Annotated in this window: 10 protein-coding genes; 7 read left to right on the top strand and 3 right to left on the bottom strand. The window is 58.3% G+C overall.

The window, feature by feature from the left end; translation table 11 throughout:
- Window positions 1-35: 35 nt before the first annotated feature.
- Window positions 36-722: a histidine phosphatase family protein gene (locus ABAC402_RS38160; RefSeq protein ID WP_023451212.1), complete on the bottom strand. Its 687-nt coding sequence runs from the start codon at window positions 720-722 to the stop codon at window positions 36-38.
- A gap of 315 nt (window positions 723-1037) precedes the next feature.
- Here ABAC402_RS38160 and ABAC402_RS38155 point away from each other — a divergent pair, with 315 nt between their 5' ends.
- From ABAC402_RS38155 to ABAC402_RS38130, 6 genes are all read left to right on the top strand, one after another.
- Complete coding sequence (locus ABAC402_RS38155; RefSeq protein WP_023451211.1) at window positions 1038-2009, top strand: LysR family transcriptional regulator; 972 nt, start codon at window positions 1038-1040, stop codon at window positions 2007-2009.
- 45 nt (window positions 2010-2054) lie between these two features.
- Window positions 2055-3299: an acyl-CoA dehydrogenase family protein gene (locus ABAC402_RS38150; RefSeq protein WP_023451210.1), complete on the top strand. Its 1245-nt coding sequence runs from the start codon at window positions 2055-2057 to the stop codon at window positions 3297-3299.
- Window positions 3283-4326 carry a phosphotransferase family protein gene (locus ABAC402_RS38145; RefSeq protein ID WP_023451209.1) on the top strand — a complete coding sequence of 348 codons (1044 nt, stop codon included), beginning with the start codon at window positions 3283-3285 and terminating at the stop codon, window positions 4324-4326. Before ABAC402_RS38150 ends, ABAC402_RS38145 begins: the two co-directional genes overlap by 17 nt.
- Window positions 4327-4340: 14 nt before the next feature.
- Entirely contained in the window at window positions 4341-5114 is a 774-nt protein-coding gene (locus ABAC402_RS38140) for an SDR family NAD(P)-dependent oxidoreductase (protein ID WP_023451208.1), read from the top strand.
- A 1-nt stretch (window position 5115) separates the two neighbouring features.
- Complete coding sequence (locus ABAC402_RS38135; RefSeq protein WP_023451207.1) at window positions 5116-5904, top strand: SDR family NAD(P)-dependent oxidoreductase; 789 nt, start codon at window positions 5116-5118, stop codon at window positions 5902-5904.
- 108 nt (window positions 5905-6012) lie between these two features.
- Window positions 6013-7119 (top strand): NADH:flavin oxidoreductase, encoded by a 1107-nt coding sequence (locus ABAC402_RS38130; protein WP_023451206.1) that lies wholly within the window; start codon window positions 6013-6015, stop codon window positions 7117-7119.
- Between the two features lie 298 nt (window positions 7120-7417).
- On the opposite strand, the gene ABAC402_RS38125 is transcribed toward ABAC402_RS38130, so the two are convergent.
- Window positions 7418-8467, bottom strand: coding sequence for a LacI family DNA-binding transcriptional regulator (locus ABAC402_RS38125; protein WP_031236087.1), 1050 nt, complete (start codon window positions 8465-8467; stop codon window positions 7418-7420).
- 364 nt (window positions 8468-8831) lie between these two features.
- On the bottom strand, window positions 8832-12017 hold the full coding sequence (locus ABAC402_RS38120) for a TonB-dependent receptor (RefSeq protein WP_023451204.1): 3186 nt from the start codon (window positions 12015-12017) through the stop codon (window positions 8832-8834).
- 950 nt (window positions 12018-12967) lie between these two features.
- Between ABAC402_RS38120 and ABAC402_RS38115 the strand changes: the two genes are divergently transcribed.
- Window positions 12968-14476 carry a tryptophan halogenase family protein gene (locus ABAC402_RS38115; protein ID WP_023451202.1) on the top strand — a complete coding sequence of 503 codons (1509 nt, stop codon included), beginning with the start codon at window positions 12968-12970 and terminating at the stop codon, window positions 14474-14476.
- Window positions 14477-14835 lie beyond the last annotated feature (359 nt).

Genomic DNA, 14835 nt, shown 5'->3' with positions numbered 1-14835 from the left:
TATCATTGACGACGGACAAGCAAACTGGCCGATCGTTAGATATAGGTCAGAATATCTTTGTCATTCTGCAATTCAAGGTGTGGTGCCGCATTGAAACTTGACAACCGCAGGCGCTTTTCACGCACCTGCAGCCGCGTCATGCCACAGTTGAGCAAGCTCAGACCGGCTTCAAAAGCCTTGCTGTCCGGAGCGCCCGTAAGCGCCTGGAACATGCAGATGATCGGCCCGCCGGACGTGACAAGGAGCACTGTCTTGCCCGGATGGGCGGCAATCAGGGCTTTCAGAGCATCAAGGACGCGCGCCCGGAACTGCGTCCAGCTCTGTTCGTAGTCCTGATCGTGCCGGCCGGAAATCCAGCGCTCGGCGCCGGCCAGGAAGGCGGCTTCGAAGTCGCGGCCGATCGGGCTTCCCTTGGCCCTGAGTGTCTGCAACCGCGACAGGACGCCCGGCTCAGCGCGCTCCATGACCTCGCGGTTATCGAACTCGCTGAAACCCGGCATCTCCAGCAAATCTCGCTCCAGCGGCATGGCGGCGAGGGCGCCCCTGGCCGTCTGGGCATGGCGCTTGAGGGCGCCGGTCGCGACGACCTCGGGCATAAAGCCCGTCTCCTTGAGCCAGTCCCCCAGCAGGCTGGCCTGCCTTTCGCCAAGGGTGCTCAGGCAGTCATAGTCGGCGGCGCCGAAACTGGCCTGGGCGTGACGGACGATCAATAAGGTAGTCATTACTGCCTCTTCGTGCCATACTCTGATGGGCCAGGATGCGTTTTGAAGGACTCAAAACCCCGCTCCAAGTTTTTGTTTTGTCGCGCAATTTTTCCGAAAACGGGAGCGCCCGTGCGGTGGCGTCCACTTTGTCGGCTTGCGCTCTCAGCAAAAATTCAGCGATCCACGCGGTGTTTGCGGTAAACAGAACCGTTTGCCATCGACCGGCCTGTATCACTGAGTATACCGGTCCCTACTACAGGCGGTCCTTGCCGCTGCAAAATGAAGCCTTAGCGCCTGACCCATTCACGGCGTGCATAGTGATGACAGGGACATATGCTCAATCTTTCGCGCTTTGATCTCAATCTGCTTGTGGTGTTTGAATCCATCTACAGCTCCGGCGGTATCACCCGCGCCAGCGAACATCTCAACCTCTCGCAGTCTGCGCTAAGTCATGCGCTGGCCAGGTTGCGGGAGATGGTGGATGACAAGCTCTTTGTGCGCGAAGGCCATCTGATGATTCCCACGCCCATGGCGCAGGAACTGATTGGGCCGGTCAGGCGGGCCCTCGCCGAGATTGAAGGCTCACTGCGTCAGATTCAGACATTTGATCCGGCAACGACGCACAAGCCATTCCGCATTGGCGTGCGCGGATTCGTCGAAACCGTCACCATGCCGGCTCTCCTTACGGCTCTGCGTGCCGAGGCGCCGCACATGGAATTGAGCTCCGTCCGTCATGATCGCACCGGTCTTGAGGCGCAACTGGCCAGTGGCGACATCGATCTGGCCATCGACGCTCACCTGATGGGCACCAGCCAGCTGTGCCTGAGTCCCCTGTGGGGCGGGCACATGGTCGTGCTGTTGCGCCAGGGCCATCCCGCGCTCACTCAGTTGGACCTCGAAACCTATCTCGGCCTGGGCCATATCGTCGCCTCCAGCCGCCGCAAAGGCATGAGCGTCGAGGACATGGCGCTGCAACGCCTCGGCCATAGCCGCCGCGTTGTCATGCGCACGCAAAGCCACGCCACGGCCGGCGAAATCGTGGCGCACAGCGATCTGGCCCTGACGGTGCCGGTCAGCTTTGCGGCGACCCTGGCCCGCTTCCACAAGCTGGAAACCCTGCCGCCGCCGCTGGCAATCGCCTCCGTCGACCTGTATCTCTACTGGCACAACCATTTCGACAAGGATCCGTCCAACCTTTGGCTGCGCACCCGCGTGTTGGCCCGCCTGGAAGGCCTGTTCCCTGCGGCACCGGTGAGCAAAGCGCCTGAGCCGGTGACAGCCAATGCAGAAAATTCATTCCGGTGACAGCGGTATCTCATCTAAACATCGTCGGGTACAGGGAGACAGATGATGGACTTTACGCTGACCAAGGCTGAGACAGACTGGCGTAATCGGGTTCGCGACTTCATCGACACCCATGTTCGGCCAAATGACGAGGCCTACCAGCGCGAACTGGCGGCGGCACCGCGATGGAAGGTTCTCGAGGTGGTGGAATCGCTGAAGCCCCAGGCCAGGGCGGCTGGGCTCTGGAACCTGTTCATGCCGCCCGCCTCCGGCCACCCCCCCGTTGACAATAGCTTCGTCTTTGACGGGCCGGGGCTCACCAATCTTCAATATGCCCTGTGTGCGGAGGAAATGGGCCGCATCGACTGGGCGTCCGAAGTCTTCAACTGCTCCGCACCGGACAGCGGCAACATGGAAGTGCTCAATCGCTATGGGACAAGAGCCCATAAGGACCTGTGGCTGCGTCCCCTCATGGACGGCACCATGCGTTCGGCTTTTCTTATGACCGAGCCTGACGTGGCGTCCTCCGACGCCACGAATATCGAAACGCGCATTGAGCGCGACGGCGACCACTATGTGATCAACGGCCGAAAATGGTGGTCGAGCGGGACGGGCGACCCGCGCTGCCAGCTCGCCATTGTCATGGGCAAGACAGATGTCAACGCCCCCAGGCACCTGCAGCAATCGATGATCTTCGTGCCGTTGGATACGCCGGGGATCACGATCGAACGCATGTTGACAGTCTATGGCTATGACCATGCGCCCCACGGCCATGGTGAAATAGTCCTGTCCAATGTGCGCGTGCCGGCTGATCATATTATCCTGGGCGAGGGGCGGGGCTTTGAAATTGCGCAGGGACGCCTGGGGCCCGGGCGCATCCACCATTGCATGCGGGCGATCGGCACGGCCGAAGAGGCGCTTTCGGCCATGGTCCGCCGTCTGCTTTCGCGCGTGGCGTTCGGCAAGCCTTTGGCGCAACAATCGATATGGCAGCAGCGCGTCGCCGAGGCCCGGATCCAGATAGACATGACCCGGCTGCTCTGCCTCAAAGCGGCCGACATGATGGATAAGGTGGGCAACAAGGCCGCGGCGGCCGAGATCGCCATGATCAAACTGGCGGCCCCCCGGATGGCGCTCGGTGTGCTCGATGAGGCCATCCAGGCCCACGGCGGCGGGGGCGTATCCGAGGATTTCGGTCTCGCCGGCAAATGGGCTAGCTTGAGAACCCTGCGGTTCGCCGATGGTCCGGATGAGGTTCATGGCCGGACCATCGCAAAAATGGAATTCGGAAAATATGACCATGCCGTCTGAGTTGCCCGGGACTGGCCTGGATATGGGACGTCTGGAAGCCTGGTTGGGCACGCATCTGGCCGGCTTTCATCCCCCCTTTGTCTTGTCCAAGTTTCCGGGCGGGCAATCAAACCCGACCTACCTGATCGACGCCGCGTCCGGCAAGTACGTGCTCCGCCGCAAGCCGTTCGGCGACCTCCTGCCGTCTGCCCATGCCGTCGATCGCGAGTTCAGGCTGATCAGCGCCCTAAGCCCGGCCGGCTTTCGGACGGCAAAGCCGCTGGCATTCTGTGAAGACCCGACCGTCATTGGCAGTCTCTTCTATGTCATGAGCTATCTCGACGGGCGGACCTTCTGGGATGGCGCCCTGCCACAGCTCAATCGCGTTGACCGGAGCGACGTCTATTTCGCCCTCGTCGATACCCTGGCGGACCTGCACGGCCTGGACCCGGTCGCCGTCGGGCTCAGCGACTATGGCAAGCCGGGAAACTATTTTGAACGCCAGGTCGGTCTTTGGACGCGGCAGTACCGGGCCTCTCAGACCGATCAGATCGATTCGGTCGAAAATCTGATGGAATGGTTGCCGCGTACGGTGCCGCCACAGACGCGAACCTCGATCGTTCATGGTGACTATCGTATCGACAATGTCGTCTTCGCCTCCGACCGTACGCAGGTGCTGGGCGTTCTCGACTGGGAGTTGTCCACCCTGGGGGATCCCCTGGCCGACTTCACCTATTTCGCCATGTCCTGGATTCAGGCCTATGAAGGCAAGGCTGGTCTTCAGGGACTGGACCTCCCCGCGCTCGGGATACCGTCGATCGACGCCATGATCGAGCGCTATTGCGTCAGGACCGGCCGTGACGGGCTGCCTGACCTCGACTGGTACTTCGCCTATAATCTGTTCCGCATCACCGCCATCTTGCAGGGTGTCAAGAAGCGGGCCCTGCAGGGCAACGCCTCGTCGGCGGACGCTGCCGATATGGCCGGGCGAATTGTCCCCTTCGCCGAACGCGCCTGGCAGTTCGCCAGGAAATCACAAAAGACATAGAGGAGAACGCGCCTATGAGTTTGTTTGACTTGTCGGGTAAGGTAGCCGTCATTACCGGCTCGTCCCGGGGCATTGGCCGGGCGATTGCCGAGGCCATGGCGGACCACGGGGCAAAGGTCGTCATATCGTCACGTAAAAAGGACGCCTGCGACGCCGTGGTGGCGGCCATAGAGACGAAACATCCGGGCGCGGCAATTTCGGTTCCGGCCAATATCAGTTCCAAGGAAGAATTGCAGGCCCTGGTCGATACCACCAGGGCACACTTCGGACAGATCGACATCCTGGTGTGCAATGCTGCGACAAACCCTTATTACGGCCCCATGGCCGGGATTTCCGACGAGCAGTTTCGCAAGATATTCGAGAATAACGTCCTGGCCAACCATTGGCTGATCAACATGACGGCGCCCGAGATGGTCGCCCGGCGGGACGGCTCCATCATTATCATCTCCTCCATTGGCGGCCTGAAGGCCTCGACCTCGATCGGCGCCTATAACGTCTCGAAGGCGGCGGATTTTCAGCTGGCGAGAAACCTGGCCGCGGAGTTCGGGCCCGCCGGCGTGCGCGTCAATTGCATCGCCCCCGGCCTGATCCGCACGGATTTTGCCCGCGCGCTCTGGGAAGACGAGGCCAGGCTGAAGGTCATAACCCGGGCAACACCCCTGCGCAGGATCGGCGAACCCCACGAAATCGCCGGCACGGCCGTCTATCTCGCCAGCCCGGCCTCGGCCTTCATGACCGGACAGTCCATAGTCGTCGATGGCGGCGTCACAATTGGTGGAGATTTCTAACATGCGACTGAAGGACAAGGTTGCCATCATAACCGGGGCCGCCAGCGGCATCGGGCTCGCCACCGTCGGGCTGTTTGTTGCCGAAGGTGCACGGGTCATGGCCTCGGATCGTAACGCGGACCTGCCGGACATCATGGCCGTCCATGGCGAAGCCGTCGTGTCGCATGTCGCCGACGCCGGCCGCGAAGAGGACGTGGCGGCCCTGGTCGCATCTACCGTCGACAGGTTTGGCTGCGTGGATATCGCCTTTGCCAATGCCGGCGTTTCGGGCGGATTTGCCGGCCTGTTCGAGCAGACTCCCGAGGAATGGGAACGCATACTTCGGGTCAATCTGATCGGGCCCTGGCTATTGATCAAGCACGTCGCACCAGTCATGAAGGCGCGCGGCGGCGGCTCGATCATAGCGACCGCCAGCGTCGCCGGAATGCGATCAGGCGCCGGCGGCGCAGCCTATTCGGCTTCCAAGGCGGGTGTCATCAATCTCGTGCAAAATGCGGCCAACCAGCTCACCGGCGCCAATATCCGGGTCAATTGTATTTGTCCCGGCCTTATCGAAACCCACATGACCCAGGCCCTTTTCGATATGGCGCAGGCCAAGGGCAAAAGGGATACCCTGGGCGGATGGACGCCGCTCAAGCGGCCGGGCGCGCCGATCGAGATTGCCAACACCGCTCTGTTCCTTGCCAGTTCCGACTCGAGCTACATGACGGGCCAGTCCATTGTCGTCGATGGCGGGCTGGCTTCCACCTATCCCTTTGCCCGCCAGGACTATGGAAAACTGCCTTTCTAACCGTGTGCAGGCCCAGTGGCTTTGTGCCTGACGTCCCTGGCCGGCATCGCTGTTCGCTCGCTTAACCCTTTTGATTCCGCGCAATTGCAGAAAAGACCTGAATTCCCCATGCCGCTTTCCAGCCTGTTTACGCCTTTTCAACTGAAATCCCTGCACCTGCCCAACCGCTTCGTCATGGCGCCGATGACGCGCGTTATGTCGCCGGGCGGGATCCCGGATCAGAGGGTGGTCGACTATTATGAGCGTCGCGCCCGGCATGGCGTAGGCCTTATCGTCACCGAAGGCACGGTCGTTGAACGCCCGGCGTCGAAGAATGAAGCCAATATCCCGAATTTTTACGGCGACGCGCTCGCCGGCTGGGCAAAGGTCGTTGCCGCGGTCCACGGGGAAGGCGGCAAGATCGCGCCGCAGATTTGGCATACCGGCGCTGTGCTCGGACAAAACCCGAATTATCGCCCTCAGCCCATGGACATGCCGTCAGGCCTGTCCCTGGGGGGTAAGGCGGTCGGCGAGCCGATGGCTGACGCAGACATCGCCGACAGCATCGCAGCCTTTGCCCGAGCTGCCGGTGACGCCAAGCGTCTGGGCTTCGATGCCCTTGAGCTGCATGGTGCGCACGGTTATCTGATCGATGAGTTCTTCTGGTCGCGTACCAATCAGCGCACCGACACTTGGGGCGGAGAGACGATCGGTGAGCGCGCACGATTCGCCGCCGAGCTCGTCAAGGCCGTGCGCGCCGCCGTCGGCCCCGACTTTCCGGTGATCCTTCGTCTGTCGCAGTGGAAATCCGGCCATTACGACGCCCGCAATGCCGCAACGCCTGCCGAGCTTTCGGATTGGCTGAAACCGATGATCGATGCCGGCGTCGACATGTTTCACTGCTCACAACGCCGTTTCTGGGAAGCGGAATTCCCGGAGGCTGACGGCGGCAGCGACCTCAACTTCGCCGGCTGGGTGCGCAAGCTGTCAGGCTTGCCGGCCATCACGGTCGGATCTGTCGGATTGTCCGGTGAGTTCATCGCCGCCTTTCGTGGCGAATCGTCCCAGCCGGCCTCGCTCGACGACTTGTTGCGCCGTTTCGATCGCGGCGATTTCGATCTTGTGGCGGTCGGGCGCGCGCTTTTGACCGATCCGGCGTGGGTCGAGAAGGTTCGCGAGGGCCGTACCGCTGAATTGATGGCATTTCAGCAGGCCGATATGGGGCGTCTCTACTGACAAAGTGCCTTTAGTCCGAACCCTTTGACAAGACCTGAGCAGCGGATTGGAACCCAGGACACCGCCGTTTTGAATGCCTTGTATGCATCGACACTATAGCGCAATCCGACAAGGTGGACGCCACCGCATGGGTGCTCCCGTTTTCGGATAAATTGCGCGACAAAACCAAAACGCAGAGCGGGATAGCGTCTCTACCCAAAGCCATTCCGCTCTTGGGATAGATGTCCTTTGAAAATCAGGTTTTCGCCCGTCAGCGCAGTGTCGGAAGAGTCTCGGTTTGACATAATCAGCGACGGAGTTACCTCCGTACCGCTTCACGCGGCGCGGCCAAAGGCGTTTCGATCTGTAGGGTTGTTTCGCGTTCGATGATTTCATGCTGCAGGACGTGGCGCATTTGCACTTCGTTGAAACGCACGGCTTCGTTGGCGTCTCCGAACAGTTGCAACGCGCGCCGGGCCATCTCGAGATAGGGCTGGCGCACGGTCGTCAGGGCCGGCCATACCGCCGACGATATCGGGGCGTCGTCGAAGCCAACAACCGCCAGGTCCTGCGGAATGTTCAGGCCCATCTTGTGGCCCACGGCACAGGCTGCGGCAGCCATTTCGTCGTTGGAAGCAAAAATGGCTGTCGGCCGCTCGGGCAGGTTCAGCAAGGTTTCCGCGGCAGCTATGCCTGAACGGAAGTTGAACATGCCCTCGGCGACATAGGCCTTTGGCGGGCGCGGCAGGCCAATAGCGTCGAACGCTTCCTGGTACCCCTGGCGCCGCAGCAGCGTTGCCGCGTGGTCCGGGTGGCCGGTGATATGGGCAATCCGCGTATGACCCAGGGACAGCAGATAGTCGGTGACATTACGCGCCGCCACACGGTCGTCGATGGCAATCGATGGATAGTGACTGTCCGGGGTCATGGGTGAGATCAGAACGCAGCGTATGCCCTGGGCCTTCAGAAAGGTCTTGAGGGGCCCGTAGTCGCAGAGTGGCGGCAGCAGGACCAGGCTCTTGACTTCGGAATTGGCGAGGAAACGTTCGACTTCGTTCAGGCTCTGACCAGGAAGATACAGTTCCACCGTCAGGAACTTACCGGCCTCCATGCAGGCCATCAAAAGAGCGTGGTGAAACCGACCCTGGTAACCGCCTGCCGGGTCCTCCAGCAAAATACCAATGGACGAACTACCTGGGCCCAGCCGCAACTGGCGAGCTTGCGCGTTGGGTCGAAATCCCAGCCGACCCATGGCGTCCAGAACAATACCGCGCGTGCTGGCCTTGACGGCCTTGTCCTCATTGACCACGCGTGACACAGTTTTGGCCGAGACCCCTGCCAGTTCAGCCACGTCGTATATTGTCGCCATAGTCAGCCAGAACCCGGGATGATGACTACGCGGAAAACCACGGTCAATGTTAAGCAATTGGCTGAGACCGTCATTCCTTCAAGTTTCACGAACAGTCTCACTCAAGCCGTTTTCGTTTTTTGTAGAGTTTCAAGTCTGGAGCGGGATGACGTTAGGAAGAATCAACATCTCGCTCTGGAGTTTTGTTTTGTCGCGCAATTTATCCGAAAGCGGGAGCGCCCGTGCGGGTGCGTCAGACTTTATCGGATTGCGCTGGAACGCCGAACGCCTCCCCATTTAGGTATTCGTTTGCTGGCGGCGTTGTGCGGAGGGTTAGACGACCTGCGATGTGTCAATCGCATCGCAGGTCGTCTTAGGACTCAGGTCAGAAGTCGAAACGGACCATCATTGTAAAGCGACGGTCATTGCGGAAGGCCGACCGCGTTACCCGGGTGCCCACAAAGTCAATGACCTGGCTCGTTTGGGTCACTTCATCCAAAAGGTTCACCCCCTGAACGCCGAACTTGATCCGGGGCGAGTAGCTGTAGAAGAGCGACCCGTCCAACTGCCCCGTGCTCTCGACGTAAATGGGTGAGAACGGGAAAATCACGTCTCGTGGGGTTTGCAGGAATTCCGAGCGCCAGTTGTACGCCAGGCGCACGGCGAGCGGACCTTTTTCATAGAATCCAACCGCATTCAGCGTGTGCTCCGACACCCCGGCCAGAGGCAGGCCACCGGCGAAGGGGCTCTGCTCCGCGCCCAGTTTCGAGTTGTTGAAATCACCGGCATCGACGTAGGTGTAAGAAAACTGCGATCCCAATCCACTGAGGAAACCTGGCAAGAAGTCATAGGTCTGGATATACGAAACCTCGTAGCCGGTGAGCGTACCGCCATCACTGTTGATAGCACCATTTACCAGCACGTCGGTCGAGATACCTTGTGGCGAACTGAAGTTGCGCACATTGGCGCCACCATTAACAATGCCTTCGATGTCCTTCATAAACGCGGAGACCGATACCGACCCTACCCGTGCGAAGTACCATTCATAGGAAAGATCGTAGTTCCAGGACTCAATCGGGCGTAACAGGCGATTACCTGTATTGATGGCGAACATGGGGCCCGTTTCCAGGGTCCCGCCCGCCCGCAGCGCTCCGGTGTTGTCATAGATACTGCCGCCGGTAGCAAAGGCAGACAGATCGGGGCGGGAAATGCTTTTCGAAGCCGCGACGCGCACCAGCATGCCATTGCCGAAATCGAGCTTGGCGTTGAAGCTTGGCAAGATGTGCTCGAACTCGATATCCGCGCTGTCGTCCAGAATTTCCCCAGTGAAGACGCTGGCAAATTGCGCCAGTCGCGCTGTCGAGAGACCGCAATACCCTGGGGCAACCTGTCCCGGCTGGACATTGGCGCATGCGTTTTGCAGTTCGGCTACGCTGACAACACCATCACCGTTGCCGCCGGAGGACACGGCGTCGAAGAACTCGCCGGTCGGGAAGCCAATCTCCCCGCCACTTTTGACCTTCGTACTTACGTAACGAACGCCGACATTGCCACTAAGTTTGAGCGTATCTGACAGATCGCGCTCAAAATCGGAACGTACATAGAAGGAGCCGGTGATTTCTCCGACGTCAGAAATTTCACCCGCATTCCATACACCGCCGGGCAGATTGTTGCCGCGGGCTGAGATTGGGTACCAGGCATTCGGCGTCAGGGTAAATGCCGTGATCGCAGCGGCCTGCTGTTGAGTCAGACCGCTCAGATATTCCTGCACGGAGTCATCACCGCCAAAGAAGAAGGCCGAGCCATCACCCAGGGGAATGGGCGCATTGTTGCGTTGGAAATTATCGCCAAAGGGGTTGCGCACATTGGCTGAATTCGGGAAATCTTTCACGTAGGCGCCACCGCAGCCAAAGGCCTGGTAATCGCCGCAGTTCCAGTTTCCGCCCCGTCCGGTCCAGGGCGCACCCAGATTACCCCAGTTCGAGAAATTGGAGTTACGCGTTATACGCTCACGATTGCTCCAGCGCGCGCCGAAACGAACGTTTTTAAAGAATCCGTCGTCATCGAAGGCATACTTGGCATCCGTCCTGACACTTTTGAGCTCGCCTTCGTTTTTGGTTTGGCTGTCGAGCAGGAACCAGAACAGGGTTTTGGACGGGTCATTAAAGTAGCTGGATGGCGAATTGCCTGTATTGGGTTGCAGGAACTGAACCAGGGGCGTGTCGCCGGTATTGTCGATATCAATATCGGTGTAGGTCTGCATTGCCGAAATGAAGCCGGTATCGCCACGCTTTGACTTGATGTGCTGGGCTTCGAAGTTAATGGCAATCTTGTCTGTCGGGTTATATTTGATGGCCAGCGACAAATCTTCGGTGTCGGCGGCAACCTCCTGTTGGAAACGCAGCATTTCCGTCGGGATACCAAACCCCGCCTGGGTCAGGCGGCCTTTGACAAACTTATTGCCTTCATAGGTCGCCGTGGTGCCCGGAGCCAAAATCGGGAAAAGGGCATCGTCGTTGACCAGAGCCAGAATTGAGTACTCTTCCAGCGTCTGTTCGGTCTCGGCTTTAAGGTATTCGAGCGTGGCCAACACGGTCTTGTCATTGCTTTCCCACTGGCCAACCAGGGAAATGGCGTCGCGATTACGCGTCAGGTCTGTCGTGCGAACCCCGGCGCCCTTGGGGACAAAAACAGAGTTGGCCGGGGGGAAATTCGAGGCGTTGAAAGATGTTGAACCCGAGAAGCCACCCGAACCCACCGGACGTACCCGGATACAGCCGGCTGTCAGTGAGGCATCGCGGTAGCAGGGGTCGGTTATCTGGGAGGCATCGGTCTTGGTTACAAGTTCCGAGGTGGCGTAGGCCATCTGAAGGCCAAACCTGCCGTGGTCGGTGTCGTAGGTGTTGGACAAGAGGAAGGAGTAGCCCGGCGCCCACTGCTTGGCCATGTCACCATAGTTGGCCTCGACGGTGCCGGCGAAACGGAAGCCCTTTTTATCGAGAGGCTTGCGCGTTACCAGATTGACCGTGCCGGAGATGCCACCATCGATCATATCCGCGGTGTTGTTCTTGAACACCTCAACGCGCCCCAGCAATTCCGAGGACACGTCGTTAAACGAAAGTTCACGACCGCCATTGGCCGAAAAGATATCGCGACCATTCAGCTCTGACCGCACATAGGGCAGGCCGCGAATGATTACGCCGGTGCCTTCCACAGAGAAGCGATCCGGATCTTCACGCTTTTCAAAGCGCGAAATATTAACGCCAGGGACACGTTGCAAAGATTCCGCCACAGAACGGTCGGGCAGTGCGCCGATGTCTTCGGCCGTGATGACATCGACGAAGGTATCCATGTTGCGCTTGATCGTTTGCGCGCTCTGCAAGGCCTTGCGGAAGCCCTTAACGATGACGACCTCTTCAGCAGGCTCCGCTGCCGGCGCCGCCGCCTCGACGGCCGCATCCTGGGCCCAGGCCTGCGATGAGAAAGCCACCATCGCGATGACAGAAGCTGTCGTTAAGATGTGTAGGCGATGCGCCACGGGCGCATGAGCATTGTCCGTGATATTTTTCATTTCATCTTCCTTCCTGCGCTAACCTTGTTGAGAGTTAGCCTATTTTTACTTCAGGGAATTCTCTTGCTTTAACGAGATGCTTGGCGAAGAGCGCACGAAACCGTTGGCGGCGGGCTCTTACTTTTTGCTTTTGTATTACTCTTTGCTTCAATCGTGCCGGACATCAGAAAGTTGAGTACAGGCAGCGCTGTAATGAGCAATCTCGATGAAGTGTCGTTTCGTTCCTTTGTTAATTTCGCTGCCAGTTCGTTCGGTGTCTCGATTCCTGTTTGGTGACTTTCATCACCGCCCAAAGAGTGGCTTGTCAGATTGGACAAACGAAAGACATTTTCGAAAATCATTCAACTAATTGTTATAATTGAATAATATATCCAATCTTTTGCGTCTTTTTTCTTGACTGTCCAAAAAGAACACGGCTTCACTGACCATGTCTTGGTCGCAAACGTGAGACAAGTTGTCAAGAAAAATGGCATCGATGTCGCAAAAGCCGTCTTGTTTTGTCCCATCTGTGTCTTTATGTCACAGTCCGGCACCCTGGCGGACAGACGAGTCGGCGTTTATCAGGGCAGGTGTGAGAGAAAAAACACATTTAAAATAAGAACTTATGGCGATAGTGTCATCCGTTCAGCTTGAAACACGCTTTGTTTTGGAGCCTGACCACAAAGACATTGGCGCTGTCGAATCTGCTAAGGAACCCTAAAGCACAATCCGATAAAGTGGCCGCCACGGCACGGGCGCCCCCGTTTTCGGAAGAATTGCGCGATAAAACAAAAACTTAGAGCGCCGATCCGATTCTGCCGAATCGAAGCACGCTCTATGCCCCGATCCGGCCCCGGGTTAAGGTCGTCGGGTCGGGACTTTTGCGGCGGACAAGAACATGAAACACGTGCAGAGGGTCAAACACGTGCAAAGGGTCAGGCACTTGCAACACAGGACATTTGGGATCAACTATGGCAGCCATTGAAACAATCGTAATCGTCGGCGGGGGCACGGCCGGCTGGATGGCGGCGGCGGCGCTCTCACGCTTGCGGTCTGGCCGTCCGGTCAATATCGTTCTTATTGAGTCCGAAGAGATTGGGACTGTGGGTGTTGGCGAGGCGACGATACCGCCCTTTCTGGATTTCAATCGTCTCCTGAACATTGACGAGCGTGAAATGCTCGCGGCGGTTCAAGGCAGCTTCAAGCTCGGCATTCAGTTCGTAAACTGGGGTAAGTTGGGCGATAGCTACATTCATCCTTTTGGCAACTATGGCTATCAGGTCGACGGCGTGTCTTTTCACCATGTCTGGCACAAATACAAGATGGCCGGCGACAAGCGGCCCATTCAGGTTTTCAACATTGAAACCATGGCCGCCCAATTCGGCCGTTTTGCCAGAACGGATGATTATAAACATGAAGACTTGCCGCCCATAAACTACGCCTATCATATTGATGCCGGGCGCTACGCGCGATATCTGCGGGCTTATGCCGAAAAGCGCGGCGCTGTGCGCCTTGAGGGTAAGGTTACAGATGTCGCGCGCAATGCGCAGTCAGGCTTTGTCGAAGGGCTTACCCTGAACAATGGTGAAACCTTAAAGGGCGACTTTTTCATTGATTGCTCGGGTTTTCGCGGCGTTTTGATCGAGCAGGCCTTAAAAACCGGATATGACGACTGGTCGCACTTTCTTCCGTGCAATCGCGCCGTGGCCTTGCCCTGCGACCGCGCGGATGGCAGCGGTCCCTTGCCCTACACCCGCGCTACGGCTCACACTGCCGGGTGGCAATGGCAGGTCCCTCTGCAGCATCGCAATGGCAATGGGCACGTCTACTGTTCAGAGTATATGGGTGACGATGAGGCTCTGGATATTCTGGTCAACAACATCGCCGGAAAGCCGGGGGCGCAGCCAAACTTTCTGCGCTTTGTCACCGGGCGGCGGAAAAAATTCTGGAACAAGAATGTCGTGGCCCTGGGTTTGGCGTCCGGCTTTATGGAACCTCTGGAATCCACGTCGATCCACCTGATCAACACGGGCATCAATAAGCTCGTGTCCTTGATATCGCTTGATGGTGTCACCCAGGCCCAGGAAGACGCATTTAACCGGCTAACGGGCAAGGAATATGAACGTATCCGCGATTTTCTTATCCTGCACTACAAGGCGACAAGCCGTGACGACAGCCCCTTTTGGAACTATTGCCGAAACATGACCGTGCCGCAAAGCCTGACCGAAAAAATGGAACTTTTTCAGCATAACGGTCAGATTTTTCGTGAAGACGACGAGTTGTTTACCGAAACAAGCTGGGCGGCCGTCATGATGGGGCAGGGGATCGTGATGAAAGGGCACAACGCGATGGCCGATACCCTGGCCGAGGCCAAGACGCGCGAGGAGTTGGATGGGATTGAAAAATCTATTCAATATGTTGTGCAACACATGCCGACCCACGGCGACTATCTAAAAAAATACTGCCCGGCAAAAATGTAACTCCGGAGCGCAATCCGACAAAGTGTGCAGCACCCGCACGGGCGCTCCCGCTTTCGGATAAATTGCGCGACAAAACAAAAACCTAGAGCGGGGGTTTTGACTCTGTCAAAACACCTGCCGCTCTGAAGGTGTCATCAAACTTGCCATCGCTTGTTGTTGAGCTGACGAAAGCCCGGGATCTAGATCTGCACCTGGGGGCCAGGTTCCGGGCCAGACTGCGGCCCTGACACACGCGATTGAAAGCTGTAAACTTGCCGGGCGTCTGTGGTGTCGGAAGCCTCTCTTGAATAAAGGTAGCGCTAACTTGCATAAGACCGTGCCGCGGGCTACCCTTGAGCGATTCATCTGGGTTCGAACGG

The organism is Asticcacaulis sp. AC402, assembly GCF_000495835.1.
Lineage (GTDB): Bacteria > Pseudomonadota > Alphaproteobacteria > Caulobacterales > Caulobacteraceae > Asticcacaulis.
This window is presented reverse-complemented; position numbering and strand designations above follow the sequence as displayed.